The organism is Variovorax sp. SRS16, assembly GCF_901827165.1.
GTDB lineage: Bacteria > Pseudomonadota > Gammaproteobacteria > Burkholderiales > Burkholderiaceae_C > Variovorax.
In genome coordinates this window covers 5,087,768-5,103,158 of the sequence record NZ_LR594666.1, presented here as the reverse complement: position 1 = coordinate 5,103,158, position 15,391 = coordinate 5,087,768, and the positions used below count along the sequence as shown (strand labels likewise).

The 15,391-nt window shown below is 63.1% G+C and carries 18 protein-coding genes; all 18 read left to right on the top strand.

Annotated elements, in window-relative coordinates; genetic code table 11:
• Positions 1–106: 106 nt before the first annotated feature.
• The 18 genes from E5P2_RS24665 (at position 107) to E5P2_RS24585 (ending at position 15,287) form a co-directional block, all read left to right on the top strand.
• The gene (locus E5P2_RS24665) at positions 107–448 is read left to right on the top strand and encodes a DUF2958 domain-containing protein (RefSeq protein ID WP_162569739.1); all 342 of its coding nucleotides are present in this window, start codon (positions 107–109) and stop codon (positions 446–448) included.
• The gene (locus tag E5P2_RS37875; RefSeq protein ID WP_332107558.1) at positions 336–1,025 is read left to right on the top strand and encodes a transcriptional regulator domain-containing protein; all 690 of its coding nucleotides are present in this window, start codon (positions 336–338) and stop codon (positions 1,023–1,025) included. Before E5P2_RS24665 ends, E5P2_RS37875 begins: the two co-directional genes overlap by 113 nt.
• The gene (locus E5P2_RS37870; RefSeq protein WP_232080834.1) at positions 976–1,416 is read left to right on the top strand and encodes a DUF2285 domain-containing protein; all 441 of its coding nucleotides are present in this window, start codon (positions 976–978) and stop codon (positions 1,414–1,416) included. Before E5P2_RS37875 ends, E5P2_RS37870 begins: the two co-directional genes overlap by 50 nt.
• Before the next feature lie 92 nt (positions 1,417–1,508).
• On the top strand, positions 1,509–1,802 hold the full coding sequence (locus E5P2_RS24655) for a helix-turn-helix transcriptional regulator (RefSeq protein ID WP_162569738.1): 294 nt from the start codon (positions 1,509–1,511) through the stop codon (positions 1,800–1,802).
• Positions 1,803–1,838: 36 nt separating this feature from the next.
• A complete protein-coding gene (locus E5P2_RS24650) occupies positions 1,839–2,774 on the top strand; it encodes a replication initiator protein A (protein ID WP_232080833.1) in 936 nt (311 codons plus the stop codon).
• A 113-nt stretch (positions 2,775–2,887) separates the two neighbouring features.
• Positions 2,888–3,592, top strand: coding sequence for a ParA family partition ATPase (gene parA / locus E5P2_RS24645; protein WP_232080832.1), 705 nt, complete (start codon positions 2,888–2,890; stop codon positions 3,590–3,592).
• Complete coding sequence (locus E5P2_RS24640; protein ID WP_162569737.1) at positions 3,589–3,876, top strand: chromosome partitioning protein ParB; 288 nt, start codon at positions 3,589–3,591, stop codon at positions 3,874–3,876. The genes parA and E5P2_RS24640 overlap by 4 nt, the downstream gene beginning before the upstream one ends.
• 59 nt (positions 3,877–3,935) lie before the next feature.
• Complete coding sequence (locus E5P2_RS24635) at positions 3,936–4,409, top strand: DUF2840 domain-containing protein (RefSeq protein ID WP_232080831.1); 474 nt, start codon at positions 3,936–3,938, stop codon at positions 4,407–4,409.
• The gene (locus E5P2_RS24630; protein WP_162569736.1) at positions 4,406–4,945 is read left to right on the top strand and encodes a S26 family signal peptidase; all 540 of its coding nucleotides are present in this window, start codon (positions 4,406–4,408) and stop codon (positions 4,943–4,945) included. Before E5P2_RS24635 ends, E5P2_RS24630 begins: the two co-directional genes overlap by 4 nt.
• Before the next feature lie 474 nt (positions 4,946–5,419).
• Positions 5,420–7,378 carry a DUF3363 domain-containing protein gene (locus tag E5P2_RS24625; RefSeq protein WP_162569735.1) on the top strand — a complete coding sequence of 653 codons (1,959 nt, stop codon included), beginning with the start codon at positions 5,420–5,422 and terminating at the stop codon, positions 7,376–7,378.
• A 246-nt stretch (positions 7,379–7,624) separates the two neighbouring features.
• Positions 7,625–8,449 carry an IclR family transcriptional regulator gene (locus E5P2_RS24620; protein WP_162569734.1) on the top strand — a complete coding sequence of 275 codons (825 nt, stop codon included), beginning with the start codon at positions 7,625–7,627 and terminating at the stop codon, positions 8,447–8,449.
• Positions 8,450–8,455: 6 nt separating this feature from the next.
• On the top strand, positions 8,456–9,655 hold the full coding sequence (locus tag E5P2_RS24615) for a M24 family metallopeptidase (protein WP_162569733.1): 1,200 nt from the start codon (positions 8,456–8,458) through the stop codon (positions 9,653–9,655).
• Positions 9,656–9,828: 173 nt separating this feature from the next.
• Complete coding sequence (locus E5P2_RS24610; protein WP_162569732.1) at positions 9,829–10,908, top strand: pyridoxal-phosphate dependent enzyme; 1,080 nt, start codon at positions 9,829–9,831, stop codon at positions 10,906–10,908.
• Between the two features lie 41 nt (positions 10,909–10,949).
• A complete protein-coding gene (locus E5P2_RS24605; protein WP_162569731.1) occupies positions 10,950–11,930 on the top strand; it encodes a Bug family tripartite tricarboxylate transporter substrate binding protein in 981 nt (326 codons plus the stop codon).
• 32 nt (positions 11,931–11,962) lie between these two features.
• Complete coding sequence (locus tag E5P2_RS24600; RefSeq protein ID WP_162569730.1) at positions 11,963–12,793, top strand: transporter substrate-binding domain-containing protein; 831 nt, start codon at positions 11,963–11,965, stop codon at positions 12,791–12,793.
• 107 nt (positions 12,794–12,900) lie between these two features.
• Positions 12,901–13,551: an amino acid ABC transporter permease gene (locus tag E5P2_RS24595; protein ID WP_162569729.1), complete on the top strand. Its 651-nt coding sequence runs from the start codon at positions 12,901–12,903 to the stop codon at positions 13,549–13,551.
• Positions 13,548–14,315: an amino acid ABC transporter ATP-binding protein gene (locus E5P2_RS24590; RefSeq protein WP_162569728.1), complete on the top strand. Its 768-nt coding sequence runs from the start codon at positions 13,548–13,550 to the stop codon at positions 14,313–14,315. Before E5P2_RS24595 ends, E5P2_RS24590 begins: the two co-directional genes overlap by 4 nt.
• An 84-nt stretch (positions 14,316–14,399) precedes the next feature.
• A complete protein-coding gene (locus E5P2_RS24585; protein ID WP_162569727.1) occupies positions 14,400–15,287 on the top strand; it encodes a LysR family transcriptional regulator in 888 nt (295 codons plus the stop codon).
• The last annotated feature ends 104 nt before the right edge of the window (positions 15,288–15,391 follow it).

Sequence of the window (15,391 nt, the reverse complement as noted above, 5' to 3'; positions counted from 1 at the left end):
TGACCAGGCTTTTCGGATCGAATCTAGCCGTTGACGAGTAGCCGGTGTGGCTTCGCTATCTCAACCGGCAGCAGTAGCATCCGGAACGCCTGCAGGGAAGAAACTCATGACTTTCCTAGTCGAACAACAGCGCAGTCAGATGCTGGCTAACGGGACGGCCCGTGCTCGTGGTGAAGCTCCTGATCCGCTCCCGGTTGTCAAGCTCTACACGCTCGACGCTGGGGCGGTCTGGCTGCTGACCGAACTCGATGTCGATGGCGACAGGGCCTATGGGCTGTGCGATGCCGGGACGGGGTTCCCCGAACTGGGGCATGTGAGCCTATCGGCCCTCGAAGATGCGCGCGGCCCGAAAGGCCTGCGTATCGTGGCCGATCCGAAATTCAAGGCGCGCCAGCCGTTGTCGGCCTATACGTCCGATGCGATGCGCGACGGCTCGATCAACGACTGACAGAAAATTCAGTCTGCCTTCGCATATTGCGGCGAGAGGCAACACCCGACGTCGCTTGAGCGCGAAGCCTTTTGCGCGACCCCTCGTGGCCTCAAAAGCCACCCATGACAGCGCGCATCGTGGCAGCTTCTCCGGCCCACCGAATGGAGCTCTCGCCTTGACGATCCATCGCGACCCAGTCGATTCCGCTGCGCCCTGGCGCGCGCCAGCCGCGTACCTCTATACGCTGGACCTCGATGGTCCTGCGCTGGCTTGGGAGTATCTGCGGCGCCATCCCGGCTACCGCGCGGATTGGGCTCGCGGTGCATTCCGCCGGCGCCAGGTCGTCGCGCCCCGCTGGGGCTTGCGATGTTGGCGAAGACCCGCACCTCGATGCGCGCGACGCGCAGCCTCTGTGGATCGTCGGCACCGAGGATCTGCTGCATGTGCGCGCCATGTCCGCGCACGATGCACGAGTCCGGCAGACCTTCAGCCTCTGGCGCATTCTCGGCCGCAAGCGCCTTGCGCATGCGGGCTCGGAGTTGGTCATGGCAGTCGGCACCGGGTTGCGGGGCCTGCGGACCTCGCTGTCCACTGAGCTGGAGGACGGCTTGCCCTGCACTTTTGCGATCCCGCTCGATGCGCGATTGCGCACGCGCCTGCTCGACTACCAGGCGCACGCCCGGGCGATCGAGGGCCATCTGCCGCAGTCTTTGCTTGCACGGCCTGCGACCCGCACCTGCCTGCTGCATCTTCGCGCCCTGCAGGCGCTCGACGCGACCCAGGCCGGCGCAGCCCAGCGTGACATTGCCGAAACCCTGTTCGGCGCCGAGGCCGTGCGCCGGCACTGGCATGCCGATAGCGAAGTGCGCGCGCAAGTCCGGTACCTCATTTCACGAGCCGAGGGTTTGATGCGCGGCGGCTACCTCGCCTTGGCCGGCGTTCGCCGGAAGTGCCCTGGTGCCCAGGGAGACGAACCCGTGCACTGAATATCTCCCTGCTCAACTGAGCGGCGTTTCCCGAGACTGCCTCCATCCGACGGCATCCCGCCTGTCGGTGACCCCCGTCGATGGAGGCCTTCATGGCAGGTGCGAGTTCTCTGGTTTCTCACGGCACGGCAGCGGGTGCGCCGCAGCTTGCTGTCCAAGCTTCGACTGCGCAGGCGCAATTCCTGACGACGGAGGAGGCGGCGGCCCTCCTGCGCCTGTCACCGCGCACGCTGGAGAAGCAGCGTGTGCTGGGCGGCGGGCCGCGCTTTCGCAAGTTCGGCGCGCGCGTGGTCTACGCGGCCGAGGACCTGCGCAGCTGGGCCGACAGCCGCGCCTACGACATGACCTCCGATCCCGGCTATGTGCAACGGGATTCGGTTCGCTGATTGGCTGAAGTGCTCCCGTCCAGCCGAGGTTCCGTCGTGTCGAAGCGCTCCAGCGAACGCGAACAGCTTCAGCTTTTCCGCGCATTGCCGGCGGGCGGCATGGCACCGCGTGATGCACAGGACCTCATGGCCTATCCGTTCTTCTCGCTGGCGAAGTCGCGCAGGGTGGTGCCCATCCGCTTCGAGGCCGGTGGCATCTTGCTCACCGTCGAAGGGGTGCCTGAACACGGCATCGCAACCATCTGGGATGCCGACGTGCTGATCTGGGCTGCGAGCCAGATCGTGCAGGCGCGCGACGACGGCATCCGCCCTTCCCGCCTGATGGCGGCGACACCCTACGAGATCCTGCGCTTCGCCCAGCGCGGTACCGGCCAGACCGACTACCGGATGCTCAAGGCCGCGCTGGACCGCCTGCAATCCACCACGGTGGCCACGTCCATTCGCCAGCCCGCGGGCAAGCGGCTGCACCGCTTCTCGTGGATCAACGAGTGGAAGGAGCACCTGCGCGCGGATGGCCGTTCCGACGGCATCGAGCTGATCCTGGCTGACTGGTTCTTCTCGGGCGTCATGGACAACGCGCTCGTGCTCACGCTGGACCCGGCGTATTTCCGGCTGTCCGGCGGCATCGAGCGCTGGCTTTACAGGCTGGTGCGCAAGCACGGGGGCAAGCAGCAGGCTGGGTGGCGCTTCGACCTGCGGCACCTCTATGTGAAGTCCGCCAGCCTGCAGCGCTACAGCGATTTCGCGCTGCAGCTACGGCGCCTGGTGCACCGGCAGTCACTCCCCGGCTACTGGCTCGCCATCGAGCGCGCGGGTGGTACCGAGTGGCTGCGTTTCCGGAGCTGGCCGCGCTCTGCTTCGGCAACTGACTTGTCCACAGCCCATGGTGAAGACTCTGTGGAAAAGCTGTGGCCGGACTCGGGGAATCGCCCGCATGGCTCTCGGGTAATCGCCCGCAAAGGGCTCGGGTAATCACACGCACGGACCGGCCGGCAAGCCACGCCCAGCAACGGTATCGGCCTTCCTTAACTTATCTAACTGAATACATAACCATGGATAAAAGGGAAAACACCGTCGCCCAAAGAATGGGCAGTGCCTCATCCGTTGGCGCTGAAAACCGTCTTCCAGAAGGCCGTGGACGTCAGCCCGGCAAGGTCATCGCGCTGCTGAACCAGAAAGGCGGTGCAGGCAAGACCACGCTTGCCACGCACCTCGCAGGCGAGCTCGCGATGACAGGAAGTCGTGTGACGCTGCTCGATGCCGATCCGCAAGGGTCGGCCCTGGACTGGGCGCAAAGACGTCTTCAGAACGGCCAGGAGAGGCTTTGCGGTGTGTTCGGGCTTGCGCGGGACTCGCTGCACCAGGAGGCGCCGCAGATTGCGCTGGGGAGCGATTTCGTCGTGATCGATGGACCGCCCCGGGTCGCAGCCCTCGCACGCTCCGCGCTGCTGGCCGCGGACCTGGTGCTGATCCCGGTCCAGCCCAGTGCCTACGACGTCTGGGCCAGCCATGAGATGGTGCTCCTTGTTGCCGAGGCCAAGGTCTTTCGGCCGCAGCTGCGCGCGGCATTCGTGGTCAACCGTCGCGTCGTCGGGACTGTCATCGGGCGCGAGGCGCGTGCCGCTCTGGCGGACCAGCCATTCCCTGCCCTGAGCGCAGAAGTCTCGCAGCGCATCGTCTTCGCCGACAGCGTGGCAGCGGGCCGGCTTGCATGCGAAGTAGCGCCGCGATGTGCAGCCGCGCGCGAGGTCGCGGCGCTCGCCCAAGTGGTGCGGGAGATGTTGCAATGACCAGACCACCGGTATCCGTTGCGCCGAAGCGGGCGCCGAAGCGGGCGCCGAAGCGGGCGCCGATCGGCCGCAGGCCTGCTGCCGATCCTGCATCGGCATGGGTTCGGCAACCAGATGTGCCTGAGGTTGCTGCAAAAGCATCGGTCTACACCGCGCGCCTGACCATCGATGTGACACCTGCGCTGCGCGGACGCATCAAGATGGTTGCGTTCCGGCGCGGCGTCACTGCGGCCGAGATGCTGCGCGAACTGCTGGAGCGGGAGTTCGGGGGAGACACGTCGTGACGCAGCCCGATGTCCATGCTCTACAAAGTTCGCAGCTGTCAGCGCTGTCATCTCCGCCCATGCACATGCCCAGCCAGATGCATGTGTCGCTCGCCTTCGTCGAGCATCGCGTGAACGTGTGGCTGCGCTTCGGCAAGCCCGTGCGCGAACGCGTCCTGGACCGCTGGCGCCGCGTTGCGGTGTTCGAGCCGGGCGCGGTTTGCTGCCGCGTGAAGTGGATCGGCAACGACTACGGCACCGCGCTATGGCAGCTCATGGTGCTGCAAGCACCGATGCCGTTCGACGATGCCCAGCGCGTCGCCGGCGTGGCGCCCAGCGCGCAAATCCTCCTGCGCGCCGATGGCGAACAGCAGGTCAAGGCCGTGTTCGAAGCGATCGGCGCCATTGAGGCCTCGGGCATCGATCCGTGCGCGGCGGCGGTGGCCTTCTGGCGCATGGTCGGCAACCGGCTGGCTGCACGCCAGCCGTTGCCGACCTACACCGCCGAGCGGCATGCGGCGCACCTTGCGGGCTACGCACTGCGATCATCATGACGACGAGAAGGCGCCTGCTCTTGGCTTGGATGGGCCTCGGCCTCGCGGCGCTGTGCGCGCCGGCCGTCCTGACGATGCCGGCGCACGGCCGGGTGCTCCTGATCTACAACCCGAGCGACAGCGTACGGCGCGGCTGGTACAGCGTCGATCCCGTCGCCAGCCCTGGCTCGCTGCACGTCGGCAGCATCGTGCTGGCCCAGCTTCCCGCTGAGGTCGCTGCGTTCGCGGCGCAGCGCGGCTACCTGCCATCCGGCGTGCCGCTCCTCAAGCGCATAGGCGCTGTGGCACCGCAGTCGGTATGCGTGCAAGAGCAAGTGATCCGCATCGACGGCGACATTGCCGCGACCGCGCGAACGCATGATGGGATGCGTCGACCGCTGACTGACTGGCAACAGTGCCGACACCTGGGAAGGGGAGAGCTCTTCCTGCTTAGCAACACGAACCCGGCGTCGTTTGACAGCCGCTATTTTGGTCCCATCGCCGCGTCTGCCGTGATCGGCATCGCGCGGCCACTGTGGACGTGGGGCACGCCATGAGCTTTGATTCGCTCCGTCGCCGAATGGTGATCTCGTTGTGGATCTGTGTGCGTCCGCGCAAGCGCCGAACTTGCACCGCGCGTGGGCCGACGCTGCGCCCAACTGCACAGCCGGCGTGTCGCCGAACCGCAGCCCTGCCAGCGCCGACGTGGTTCGCGCTGCGCTCCGATGTGCAGAAGTCTGGTCGCCAGCGTGCAGCGGCTGCTGCACCGCCGCTGGCCCTTGGGCAGCGGTGCGCACCCCGTGCGCGGCTGGCGATGGGTCGGAGCCGGGAGCGAATGCGAGGGGCGGGGACGGAGGGCAAGATAAAAGGGTCGGCACGCCTCGGCCTGCCAAGCCAGTCTGCACGCGGGGTTGGCGCGGCACGGCACCTTGCAGTGCCTGTGCCGCGCGGGCACGCAATGCCACTGGCCATCCAGGACGTTCGCGTGCCGTGTGCGTCGCCGTGCGCCCCACTACGCTGGAGCTTGAGCCATGGCGTCGCGTAGGGATGCGCATGATGACGACCGTTTCCGCGTCAAGCCAGCTGCGCCGAAATCGCGTTCCGGGCCGCGCTCGCAGCGCTTCGTCTCGCAAGTCCTGAAGGCGGTTTCGAAGGCCGGCGCGGTTGCTCCGGGGCCGCGCGGTGCGCGGCCAGCATCTACCTTCGGTCGCGGCCGCGTGGCTGCGGGCATGGCTGGCAATCGCCTCGGCGCGAACGCCCGACGCGTGGTCGTCAAGTCCCGCTTCGTGGTCCTCAAGAAAGCCGCCGCCAACTCGGTTGCCACGCACTTGCGCTACATCGAGCGCGATGGAGTCACCTGCGACGGCCAGCGCGGCCACGCCTACGGCGCCGCGACTGACGCCGTTGACCTCAAGGCGTTCGAGGAACGAGGGCAGGGCGACCGCCATCAGTTCCGCTTCATCGTCTCGGTGGAGGACGCTGGGGAGCTTGAAGAGCTGCGCAGCTACACACGCGAACTCATGCGGCGCATGGAGGCGGACCTGGAAACCCGGCTGGACTGGGTGGCGGTCGACCATTGGGACACGGACAACCCGCACACCCACGTCGTTCTGCGCGGACGGGCGGGCGAAGGAAAGAAAGGCCACGATCTGGTCATCGCCCCGGACTACATGGCCCACGGCATGCGGATGCGTGCCAGCGAGATAGCGACCGAGTGGCTCGGTCCGCGCACCGAGTTGGAGATCCGCCAAGGGCTCCTGCGCGAGGTGGAGCAGGAGCGACTGACCAGCCTGGACCGCGCGTTGCTGCGGCAGGCGGTGGTCGATGTGGTGGACCTGACCGGAACCTCGGACAACCGCGAGCGCCAAACCATGCTGCGCGCTCGACTGCAGCGGCTCGAAGCCATGGCGCTGGCCGAGCGGGTCGACGCGAACCGCTGGCGGCTGGTACCACGCATGGAACAGACCTTGACCGCCATGGGCGAGCGCGGAGACATCCTGCGCGCGATGCACCGGGCGATGAAAAGTGAGGAGCGTGAACTGGTGATGGAAGCGAGTCTGCCAGCACCGCTCATCGGGCGCATCGCCGGCAAGGGCTTGGCCGATGAGCTCCATGACCGGGGCTACTTGGTGCTCGATGGCATCGATGGCCGGGCGCACTACCTGAAGTTGCCGACCGGTGCCGACCTGACGGCGCTGCCGATGGGCGGTATCGTGGAGGCGAGGCCCCCAGGACAGGAGCGAGTGGTTGATCGAAACATCGCGACCGGCGCCCGAGACGGCATCTACAAGACCGCCGAGCATCTGGCCCAGCTAAAGCAGGCTAACGGTCGAGATCCGCAATCCACTGTCGATGCCCACGTGCGCCGACTTGAAGCCTTACGCCGTGCAGGCATCGTGGAGCGCATTGCTGATGGCGTCTGGCAAGTACCACCGGACCTGACGGAGAAGGCTCGGCAGCACGATGGGCAGAAAGCTACGGGCCCGACCATCGAGCTGCGCTCGCACCTGTCCATCGACCAGCAGGTGCGCGCCGTTGGCGCGACTTGGCTGGACAAGCAATTGGTGGGAGGCGGCAGCGGCTTGGCAGCGCAAGGTTTTGGTGCCCAGGTACGCGATGCGATGCAAAGCCGCGCGCACTTCCTAGTCGAGCAGGGATTGGCAGAGCACCGAGGCTCGCGCATCGTGCTCGCGGGCAACCTGTTGTCCACCTTGCGACGGCGCGAATTGACGACGGCGGCCAAGGCGCTCCAAGAGCAGATCGGGCTGGCCTATCGCCCGCTCCTTGACGGTGAAATCGCCACTGGTATCTACCGCCGCTCCGTCCAACTCGCCAGCGGCCGCTTCGCAGTGGTCAGCGATGGACTGGGTTTCAGTCTGGTGCCCTGGCGTCCGGTGATTGAGCCCAAGCTCGGCATGAGTGTCTCAGCCGTAGTTCGCGGCGCGTCCGTTACTTGGCAATTCCAAAAACAGAGAAACCTGTCCATGTAAACGAGAGCCTGGAACGGCTCTGTGCTTCGGACATCTCCGCCCACGACCAATGAACAGAACCGCGATGTCGCAATGACGCGCCCTTGGAGTGGTTGCAAAGCTGCTGTGACTTCGCCATTTTTCTTGCCTAAAGCGCGGCCACAGCTCGCAAAAAGCGCACGCGCCTATAGCGAGCGCCTCCTTGACAAGCAAAGAATGGAAACTGATAATTCATTTATCGGCACACTGTACCGATTATAGGAACATATGTCAACCAATCAATCTTTGTTTCGCGGTCTCGCGATGCTTGATGCAATCGACGGCAGTGGGGAATCCATGGGTATTCGTGAACTGGCGCGTGCGCTGGATATCAGCCCGTCCATCGCCCAACGCTTGGCGAACACGTTGGTAGAAGCTGGATATCTGCAGCAGATCGTCGAGACGCGTCGCTATCGTCTCGGCTACCGGGCACTTGCCATTGGGTCGTCGATGGTTCGCAGCGACGCTCTGTACATGAATGCCGCAGCCGAACTGAAATTGCTTGCAGACCATCGACAGCTCAATGGCTATCTAGGCGTCATCCAACAGAACAACGTCGTCTACCTGCATACCGTCCAAAGCAGCGGGGCGATCGCGATTCGCGCCGAAGCGGGCTCGCGGGTGCTGGCGCATTCGACAGCCATGGGCAAGGCCCTCATCGCCGAACTACCGGTTGATGAGGCGCAAGCCGTTCTCGGACCCGCGCCCTACGCGGCCCGAACTGCCAGGACGATCACCGACATCGATGCCCTCAATCGCGAACTGGAAGCCATCCGCAAACGCGGCTATGCGATCTCGGATGAAGAGAACGAGCTGGGCATCGTCTCCATCGGCGCAGTGATCCGAAACAGTCAGGCGGCTGCCATAGCCGCGATCAGCGTCGCATTTCTCACGTCGCAGCACAGCAAGAAGGATTGGGCTGCGATAGCAAATCTTGTGGTCGGCGCGGCCGCGAAGTGCTCGGGCGCACTCGGGTACTCACCGAATTCAAAGCCGCAACCTTTGCCGCTTCGCAGTGCAGGTCTGGGTGCGACAGCCGTCAAACACCATTGAGAACCCATGAAAACAAGTCTTCTTAACAAGGATCGTCTGGTCCAGGCCGGCCGCAAAAGCGGTATCGATGCATTTGTCGCGACATCGCCAGAAAACGTCACTTACTCAAGCGGCTACTGGGCGCTCTCCCAGTGGATTCGACGCGGGCCTCAAGCGTTTGTCGTGCTACCGGTCAGGGAACTGCAGGCCTCGCGAATCCTTGCCCCGACCTCGTTGCTGGATCAACTCGCCGACCAAGACGATGTATGGATCCCGAACATCACAAGATTCGGCTATTTCCATATGGATACCTCCGAAGCTCCGATGACAGCACTGGACTCGCGTCAGCAGGAGCTCTACGCACTGCCCGACGGCAAGAACGCGCTAAACGCGCTCATTGAGTCCATCCGCAAGGACGGCTTGGAGTCCGCCACGTTGGCTGTAGATGAGCTTGGTCTGCTGCCAGGACAATGGGAGCATCTGGCACGAGAGCTTCCGCGTGCCTCGCTGGTTCAGGCCACGGAGTTGTTCCGAGGGGTCCGGGCAGTCAAGACTGACGAAGAAGTGCGCCGACTCCGCACTGTGGCAACAATTGCCGAACGGTCAGTCAAAGCCGCTTTGAAGCAAGCGCGCGTTGGAATCAGCGAAATCGAGATGGCGCGCGCGTTCCACACGCAGACAGTTCAAGACGACGCTACCCCTGTTCTTGGGTGCATCGGTTTCGGTACGCGCAGCGCAATGCCCAATGTGCATCCTTCCAAAGCTACGCTACAGCGTGGCGACGTCATTCGCTTCGACGTGGGTGGACGATACAAGCACTACCGTGCCGACATCGCGAGAATTGCCACGTTTGGAGAGCCAGATCCGCGAGTTCGCAAGTACCACCAGGCGTTGCATGCCGGAGTAATGGCTGCGTTCGACGTCATACGGCCCGGCGTCAAAGCTTCCGCTGTGTTCGAAGTCGCCGTGCAGGCAACGAGAAAGGCCGGAATTCCGCACTACGCCAGAAGTCATGTCGGACACGGGATCGGAGTCGATGGCTACGACGTTCCCAATCTCACCCCCGGCAACGATCAGTTGATCGAAGAGGGAATGGTGATGTGTGTCGAGACGCCGTACTACGAGTTGGGGTGGTGCGGTCTGCAAGTCGAGAACACCATAGTCGTTCGAGCCAACGGCATTGAGTTGCTGCACGAAGACGATGGAAATCTGACCGTTTTGTCATGAATAGCGCAGTCTGCTTAAGGTGCCTTCGGTGCAACGCGCAATACCCTTTGGCCTACCGAGGATCCGGTTGCGTTGTCTGCGCTCCGACGGCGCCATCGAATCTTCGTGTCAGTTACCCGTCACAGACATATCGCGACTTCGATTTCGAAGGTGTCGCAAATGCAGGTCTTGGAATGTGGCGCTATGAAGCACTGCTTCCGGTAGAAGGCGATAGCTTCGTCACCTTGGGTGAGGGTTCAACGCCGCTGACTTCAGCCAAAAGGACAGGACGCGCATTTGGCATTCAGGATCTGTACGTGAAAGATGAAACACAGAATCCCACGCAGTCATACAAGGATCGTCTCAGCACCGTAGCGGTGTCTCATGCAAAGCAGACCGGGGCCACGGTCGTGGCAACAGCGTCATCGGGAAACGCCGGAGCATCTCTCGCAGCGTATGCAGCCAAGGCAGGAATGGCCTGTGTGGTTGCGTCGATGGCAGGTGCGTCAGGGCCGATGCTGACACAGATTCGCAAGTTTGGAGCGCACGCCGTATTGATGGCCGACAAGTCTCTGCGATGGTCTTACCTGAAGGCGGCGACCGAGCAATCAGGTTGGTACCTGACTTCGCCTTACACATCGCCAGTGGTCGGTAGCTCACCCATCGGCATCGAGGGGTACAAGACCATCGCATACGAGATCTACGCAGACCTCGGAAAGGCGCCGGACTGGATGGCAATGCCGGTCTGCTACGGTGATGCGCTTGCCGGCATCTGTCAGGGATTCATGGATCTCCTGGCCGCGCAGAGAATCCATGCACTCCCACGTTTCATCGCGGCGGAAGCGCATGGTTCTCTGTCGGAGGCCCTTCAGAAAGGGGGCGACATCGTCGAGCCGGTCGCCGCCAGCTATGAGACTCTCGCAGCTTCCGTGGCAGCCACGCAAAGCACGTATCAAGCGCTCTGGTCGCTTCGGAAGACCGAAGGTGTCGCCATAAGGATTGGCAACGAGGGCTTGGTTGCCATGCAGGAGCAACTGGCTTCGCAAGAAGGAATTTTTCTCGAACTGGCGAGTGTCATGCCCTTCTTGGCCGTGCAGCGTCTTCGAATTGCCGACCTGATCAAACCAACCGACAGCGTGATTTGTCTGGCCACAGCGTCGGGACTGAAGGACACGGGAAGATCTACATCTGCATGGTCAGACCTTCCAGTAGAGAACGGAAGCGTTGAACAGATTCTCGTTCGGACCAACGCCGCGCTGCGCCCGACCAGTTGATCTTTTCCTTATTTTGTGCATCAACTAATTAGGAGCTTTTCATGAAGAAGATCTACAGCAGAGCGGTTCTGATGCTCATCATTCCCCTGCTTTCCATTGCGGTATCGAGCAACGCCTTGGCTGCCGATGCATTTCCAACCCGACCTATCCGAATCGTTGTCCCCTTCCCCGCGGGTTCAGCTCCCGATTTGCTTGCGCGTCTGGTCGCGAACAAGATGGCAATCTCGCTGAAGGAGGCAGTCATCGTCGAGGACCGAGTGGGCGCGACCGGTCTGATCGGGACCGAGATTGTTGCGCGAGCGTCCCCAGATGGATACGCGTTGCTGATTGGCACACCATCGACAACCATCGCGGCGGCATCGGGTCGAAAGCTGAGTTTCAACCCGATGAAGGATTTGGCTCCAGTCTCCATGGGTGTCATCATTTCTCCGCTGTTGGTGACCGGAGCGCAGTCTCCGATCAAGGACGTTAAAGGCCTTATCTCGATGGCCAAGGCCAAGCCTGGAGCGCTCACCTATGCTTCGGGCGGCGTTGGAAACTCCCAACACTTGGCTGGTGAACTGCTTAAGCAATCGGCAGGCATCGATTTGTTGCACGTTCCTTTTCAAGGGGGCGGAACCATCATGACAGCGCTGATGAGTGGTCAGGTGGACGTCGCCTTTGCCGATCCAGCCGCCTTGCCTTTGATTCAAAGCGGAAAGATCAGAGCGCTTGCCGTCGGCTCTAGGACGAGGAGCAGGATGCTTCCCGACGTTCCGACTGTCGCCGAATCCGGTTTACCTTCCTTCTCATACCAGAGTTGGTACGGTTTTCTCACAACGGCGGGTACGCCGGCAAATGTGATCGACATTTTGAACCGCGAGATTCGAGCTGCACTTGGAGACGCCGAAGTCCTGGCAAAACTCTCTGAATTGGGTATGGAAGCAGCGCCGAGTACGCCTGATGCGCTCCGCATTTTCATGGCAGAAGACGTTAGTCGCTGGGAGAAGGTTATTACAACAGCCCAGATCAAGTTCGAATAAGCCAGACGAAATCTTCAACCGAAAGCCATCACATGAATACCCTATCCCTGAGTCGGTACGCCATACTCTCGACCTTCGTTGTGAGCGCGCTGTGCAGCGGCAGCCTGACATGGGCCCAGAGCAAGGACATCCTTGCCACCACACGAGCGGCGGGCGTGATCCGCATCGCCAATACCCAGAGCAGTCCGCCCTGGAGCTTGCTCGACGACAAGAACCAACCTTCGGGCTATGACGTGGAGGTGGCCAAGGAGGTAGCAAAGCGCATCGGCGTGGCCCGCGTCGAATTCATTGCTGATCTGTTGAAGAATTTCATAGAGGGCTTGAAGGCCGACAAGTACGACTTGGTCATGAACGACCTGACACCGACGGTGGAGCGCGCGAAGGAGGTCGACTTCAGCTCGCCTTACGGTGTGGAGGACTTCCGCATCTTCGTGCGGGCCGTCAACAACGACATCAAAGATAAGCCTGATCTCAAGGGCAAGCGCATTGGCGTCTCCACGGGCACCAGCAACGAGTCGTGGTCGCGCGCCAACCTGAAGGACTCCGAGATCGTCACCTATGATCACAGTGGATTGGTGTTTAACGACTTGGCCATTGGTCGCATCGACGCCACCATCAGTTCGCACTTTGGTGGAATGAAATACGCCACAGTGAACAAACTGCCGATCAAAGAAGTCGGCCCTATTCTGACCTACCAGCTCTCGGCTGCGGCCATGCCGAGAAACCAGCCGGCACTGATGCAGGCCGTCAACAAAGCCATCGCTGACATGCGGGCCGACGGCACCATCGACCGCTTGTCCCGGCGCTGGGTCGGTGTCAGCTACGACATGTCGGCGGAGATCGCCAACGCACAGAAGCAATAGGGCTTTGAAGTCCCAGAAGCGCTTAGCGCTGACCGGGGCGCGGCACTCGACGGCTGCGCTGCGATGCGGTCCCGGCGCCGCAATGAATGGGCAAAGGAGAAGAACACATGTATGAACTGTTCCTCAGGGCCTTGCCGCTGCTGGAGAAGGCTGTCCTCGTCACCCTCGGGCTGGGCCTGTCGGCTTTCTTTCTTGGCTGCGCACTCGGGCTGCTGATCGCGCTGGCAAGAATTTCGCCTTTCACGCCGCTGCGGTGGTTCGCCTTCGCCTACGTGTCCGTCTTCCGCGGCACGCCGCTGCTGATTCAAATCTTGCTGATCTATTTCGGCCTGCCCGCCTACGGCATCGTGATCGGCCCCATCCCGGCCGCGCTGCTGGCGCTCAGCCTGTTCGCGGCTGCCTACCTGAGCGAGAACTTCCGGTCCGGGATCGTGGCCGTCGACAAAGGCCAGTGGGAGGCGGCGTGGTCCATGGGCATGGGCTACTGGAAAACGCTGTTCCGCGTGGTGCTGCCGCAGGCCTTCCGCATCGCGCTGCCGCCCGTAGGCAGCCGCCTGATCGCGCTGATGAAGGACACCTCGCTGGCTTCCACCGTCACCGTGGTCGAGCTCACCCGTGTGGCCGATCAGATCGGCGCCACCACCTTTCGGTATATGGAGATGTTCCTCATTGTCGGCGCCATTTACTGGGTCATCAACCAGATCCTCACCATCCTGCAAACCGGGCTGGAAGGCCGGCTTTCGAGGCGTTACCAATGAACGGACAAACCAACACGACCGTGCGGGTGCGTGGTCTCGCCAAGAGCTTCGGCGACAACCATGTCCTGCGCAACATCGACCTCACCGTCTCGCAGGGCGAAGTGGTGGTCATCATGGGCCCGTCAGGCTCCGGCAAGACGACGTTCATCCGTTCGCTGAACTTCCTTGAGCTGCCCGATCGCGGCAGCGTGTCGGTGTGCGGCATCGAGGTGTCCGACGCGGGGGCGAAGCCCGGCCGGGCCGAGCGGGGCCGGATCACGGAGATCCGCAAGAAGACAGCGATGGTGTTCCAGTCGTTCAACCTCTTCGGCCACATGACGGCGCTGGACAACGTTGTCGAAGGGCTGGTGTCGGTGCGCGGCGTTAAGCGCGCGTTGGCCAACGTGCGCGGGCGGGAACTGCTCGCGCAGGTCGGCCTCCTGGAGAAGGCCGGCGAATACCCCGGCCGCCTGTCGGGCGGGCAAAAGCAGCGCGTGGCGATCGCGCGCGCCCTGGCGATGGATCCGGAAGTGATCCTGTTCGACGAGCCTACGTCGGCGCTCGACCCCGAGCTGCGCGGCGAAGTGCTGAAGGTCATGCGCGATCTTGCCGGCAAGGGCATGACCATGCTGGTGGTCACCCACGAAACGCGTTTCGCGCAGGAAGTGGCCGACCGCATCGTTTTCATGGAAGGCGGCCACATCGTTGAAGACACCACGCCGGCGCATTTTTTTGGGCCGCAGGCGAGCGAGCGCAGCGTCCAGTTCCTGGGGCGCATTTGCTGAGCCGGCGCCCCGCCGTGAGCTGGTGCCGATATCAATAACCCGCCGCTGCGCACTTTCCTGCTTGCTCACTGGTGACGCGCGACGATGATTGAGCTGCGGCATCTGCGTCACTTCATTGCCGTTGCCGAGGAACTGAGCTTTCGCCGCGCCGCCGAGCGCATCCACATCGATCAGACACCCCTGTCGCGCACCATCCGCGATCTGGAAGACCAACTGGGCGTGCTGCTGTTCGTGCGCATGCCGCGCAAGCTACGCCTTACGCCCGCCGGTGCACGCCTGCTCAAGGAAGCTCGCAAGCTCTTCCTCCGGCTGGAACGAACGCGACGCGTCGTGCGTGCGACCGATGCCCGCTACCGCGCGCCGCTGCGTATCGGCGTGGCAGATGGCATCGCCCAGCCCAAGCTGTCCGAATGCTTCGCCGGCTGGCAGACGCTGACACCCGAGACACCCCTCGAACTTTCGGACATGACCGCCGGCGAATTGGCCGCGGCGCTGCGGCGCGAAGAGATCGATGCCGGCATCTCTTTCGGCCTGCCGGATGACGAAGCCATTGCCCAGGAGCCGGCCTGGAGCTACCCGCTGATGGCGCTGCTGCCGCTCGGGCACGAGCTGGCCGCATTCGAGACGCTCGCCCTGGCCGACCTGTTGGCCTTTCCGCTGATCTCCTGCCAGGCAGACCGTCAACCGGGTTTAGTGCAGCAGATGCGAGCCATCGTGCGGCGCTACAGGCCGCAACCCACGATCACGGGCGAGGCCTGCAGCCTCGCGGGCTATGTCACGCGCATCGCCGCCGGAATGGGTGTCGGTCTGGTCGATGCCGGCCACGTCGCCACGCTGCGCCGTACCGACGTAGTTTCTGTGCCGATCCGGGAAGACGAATGCATCGTCACCCGCGTGCTGCACAAGCACCAGCGCTCCGGGTTGACGGACGAGCTGCAGCGCTTTCTGACGCACGCCAAGACCTCGCACTGATCGTTACAAGCCCCGGCTGCATTGCGGCGATGCGCCGCGCCATCGGCGTTGGACACGCCGTGTGTCCCTTGCGATGCTGTGAACTCCACGGCCTGCAGGCCACG

Coding starts and splice junctions, on each gene's coding strand:
- E5P2_RS24665 (WP_162569739.1), top strand. CDS start 107: ATGACTTTCCTAGTCGAACAACAGCGCAGTCAGATGCTGGCTAACGGG.
- E5P2_RS37875 (WP_332107558.1), top strand. CDS start 336: ATGCGCGCGGCCCGAAAGGCCTGCGTATCGTGGCCGATCCGAAATTCA.
- E5P2_RS37870 (WP_232080834.1), top strand. CDS start 976: ATGGCAGTCGGCACCGGGTTGCGGGGCCTGCGGACCTCGCTGTCCACT.
- E5P2_RS24655 (WP_162569738.1), top strand. CDS start 1,509: ATGGCAGGTGCGAGTTCTCTGGTTTCTCACGGCACGGCAGCGGGTGCG.
- parA (WP_232080832.1), top strand. CDS start 2,888: ATGGGCAGTGCCTCATCCGTTGGCGCTGAAAACCGTCTTCCAGAAGGC.
- E5P2_RS24640 (WP_162569737.1), top strand. CDS start 3,589: ATGACCAGACCACCGGTATCCGTTGCGCCGAAGCGGGCGCCGAAGCGG.
- E5P2_RS24635 (WP_232080831.1), top strand. CDS start 3,936: ATGCACATGCCCAGCCAGATGCATGTGTCGCTCGCCTTCGTCGAGCAT.
- E5P2_RS24630 (WP_162569736.1), top strand. CDS start 4,406: ATGACGACGAGAAGGCGCCTGCTCTTGGCTTGGATGGGCCTCGGCCTC.
- E5P2_RS24625 (WP_162569735.1), top strand. CDS start 5,420: ATGGCGTCGCGTAGGGATGCGCATGATGACGACCGTTTCCGCGTCAAG.
- E5P2_RS24620 (WP_162569734.1), top strand. CDS start 7,625: ATGTCAACCAATCAATCTTTGTTTCGCGGTCTCGCGATGCTTGATGCA.
- E5P2_RS24615 (WP_162569733.1), top strand. CDS start 8,456: ATGAAAACAAGTCTTCTTAACAAGGATCGTCTGGTCCAGGCCGGCCGC.
- E5P2_RS24610 (WP_162569732.1), top strand. CDS start 9,829: ATGTGGCGCTATGAAGCACTGCTTCCGGTAGAAGGCGATAGCTTCGTC.
- E5P2_RS24605 (WP_162569731.1), top strand. CDS start 10,950: ATGAAGAAGATCTACAGCAGAGCGGTTCTGATGCTCATCATTCCCCTG.
- E5P2_RS24600 (WP_162569730.1), top strand. CDS start 11,963: ATGAATACCCTATCCCTGAGTCGGTACGCCATACTCTCGACCTTCGTT.
- E5P2_RS24595 (WP_162569729.1), top strand. CDS start 12,901: ATGTATGAACTGTTCCTCAGGGCCTTGCCGCTGCTGGAGAAGGCTGTC.
- E5P2_RS24590 (WP_162569728.1), top strand. CDS start 13,548: ATGAACGGACAAACCAACACGACCGTGCGGGTGCGTGGTCTCGCCAAG.
- E5P2_RS24585 (WP_162569727.1), top strand. CDS start 14,400: ATGATTGAGCTGCGGCATCTGCGTCACTTCATTGCCGTTGCCGAGGAA.